Below are 2,278 nucleotides of genomic sequence, written 5' to 3'. Positions count from 1 at the left end.
CTGGTCGCCCAGCTTGCCCGCGGCGATGGCGGTGCCGAAGTACCGGCCGCTCTGCTTGGCGGCGGCGGCCAGCGTGCTCGCCGCCGCCTCCGCGGGAGCCGGCACCATCAGCGCCGCGCCCACGAGACCCGCGACGCTCGCGGCGCCCAGGACCCTGCGGAGGGCACTGAAGCGCCCGTGTACAGACGAAGGTAAGGCCTTCATGCCCATGACTGACCCCATGCTGAAATCTCGGAAAGAGGAAAGCTGAAAGAGGGATGTGCGGGAACCCGGCCGGCGACGCGGCGCCTCAGATCGGAGGCGCACACCGCGATGGCGTCATGGCCGGCGGCCCTCGCCGATCACCACATCAGGCAGGGCCGGCCGCGGGGATCAGTGTGGGAACGCAGTCGGAGTATGTCAACACCGGAGTGAAATTTTCCAGGTGACCCGGCGTCGGGATCCCGCTGTCCGAAGGCCGGTGGCGCCGGGTCTCGGGAGGCTCCGGGCGGAGCGACGCGGCCGAAACGTGTCGACGCCGCCGATGAAAGTTTCACGCCGTACCCGCATGTCACGGATGCGGAGGACCGGCTGTTCAGGCGAGCGGCACCGCCCGGCGCGGCCGGGTGCGGGACCGGCCTCCCTTGACGGCGTCCCGGTTCGTTGGATTTACTCGCCGCCATCACCGCCGAAGACGTCGGGGTTCCGAAGGGAGTGTCGCACCGTGAAATGTTAGCGTTAACATGGATCCCCGCCATGAGAGCGCCAGGTCATCGAGCCCGGGTGGCACCACACACCCGGTGCCCTGAGTCCCGGATCCGCGGAGAGTTCCCGCATGCCGTGTCCGGGACCGGAACCCGTGCCCTCCGTACGGAAGGCCGCCGCGGACCGGTGCGGCAGCCGAAAGGTCCGTCGCCGGGTCGGGCAGGGCGAAGCCGAGGGCGTCCCGCGTGGGGGAGTGAGGGGAGGACCGCGGTCCCGCGCCCACACCTCCACGGCCGCGTGATCACCGGTAGGTGACGCGCCGGCGGCTCCACCGCCGCCCCTTCGCCCGGACACGGGCGGCCGGGGCGCTATGCGCCGAGCACGCGGGCGATCATGGCGCCGAGGCCGAAGGCGCCCAGGCCGCCGGCGACGCTCGCGGCGAGGTTGAGGACCGCCGGGAGCCGGGAGCCGGTCCCGGCCAGCCGTACCGTCTCGTAGGCGAAGGTGGAGTACGTGCTCAGTGCTCCGCACAGCCCGGTCCCGGCCAGGGCCGTCACCCATCCGGGCACCGGCAGTGCCAGCAGCGCGCCCAGCAGCGCCGAGGCGACCAGATTGACGGTGAAGGTCCCCCAGGGGAAGACCGTCCCGTGGCGCGCCTGCACGGCCCGGTCGATCAGATAGCGCAGGGGGGCGCCCACGGCCGCTCCCAGCGCGACCAGCAGCACACTCATCACGCCTCCCCGGGTCCCGGGTGGCCGGCGCGGCGGATCGTCTCGGCCCCATCCGGGGCGACCGGGCCCTCGCCGGCCGGTTCGTCCGGCCGCGGCCGGCCAGGGCCGGCCGGCGTGCCCGGCATCGACGATGACGATCGCGACCGGCGGGCCGCCGCCCCGGTCAGGGCGCGGGTGGCAGCGGCGGCCAGGTGAACGGCCGTCACCGCGCCGGCGACGGTGGCCGGCAGATAGAGCAGTGCGGTGCGCTCGGCACCCGCGGCGGCCAGTGCGGCGATGTCGGCGACGTAGGCCGAGAACGTGGTGAACCCGCCCAGCACCCCGACCCCGAGGAACGGGCGCACCAGGCGGTGGGCCTGCCAGGTCTCGGTGATGAGCACCATCAGCACGCCGATCAGAGCGCATCCGGCGACGTTGACGGCGAAGGTCGCCCACGGGAATCCACCCGGCGGGTGCGGGAAGGCCGAGACCAGCCCGTAGCGGGCCAGCGCCCCGAGCACGCCGCCGACGGCGACCACCGCCGGCATCGTGACCGCCTGCCACCTGGGCGGCGGCTCCGCCTGCCGGGCGGGCGGGCGCGGGCCGGCGTCGGAGCCGACCGGTGAGCCGGAGACCTCGGACGCGGCGGGGGAAGGAGGCGGGGGATCGCTCATCGGGTCGCTCCTACCTGCACGATGGGGCCGTGTCCGGCAGGGACCGCCGGCGGCGCGGCGGATCCGCTCCCGGCCGGCCCAGGTCTCCGTTCTTGAGGCGGGCCGTCTCATCTCGACTCTCGACATGAGACGGTACAGGGCCTCCACGCCAATTCAATACGGATCGTCTCGTCTCGTCTCGGTTGTTGTGGTGGTCAGCTGAGGCCGGGC

General features: G+C 73.4%; 2 protein-coding genes and 2 pseudogenes (1 of these 4 only partly in view). All 4 read right to left on the bottom strand.

The window, feature by feature from the left end:
• Positions 1-204: pseudogene (locus tag ACFOWE_RS26825) on the bottom strand (endo-1,4-beta-xylanase); the annotation flags it as partial.
• A gap of 848 nt (positions 205-1,052) precedes the next feature.
• Positions 1,053-1,415: a fluoride efflux transporter FluC gene (locus ACFOWE_RS26820; protein WP_377292577.1), complete on the bottom strand. Its 363-nt coding sequence runs from the start codon at positions 1,413-1,415 to the stop codon at positions 1,053-1,055.
• Entirely contained in the window at positions 1,415-2,068 is a 654-nt protein-coding gene (locus ACFOWE_RS26815) for a FluC/FEX family fluoride channel (protein ID WP_377292575.1), read from the bottom strand. Before ACFOWE_RS26815 ends, ACFOWE_RS26820 begins: the two co-directional genes overlap by 1 nt.
• A 10-nt stretch (positions 2,069-2,078) precedes the next feature.
• Positions 2,079-2,278: pseudogene (locus tag ACFOWE_RS26810) on the bottom strand (bile acid:sodium symporter); it runs 973 nt beyond the window's last position.

This window comes from Planomonospora corallina, from assembly GCF_042650625.1.
Lineage (GTDB): Bacteria > Actinomycetota > Actinomycetes > Streptosporangiales > Streptosporangiaceae > Planomonospora_B > Planomonospora_B corallina.
The sequence above is the reverse complement of the archived record's forward strand: the minus strand, read 5'-3'. Positions and strand labels throughout refer to the sequence as shown.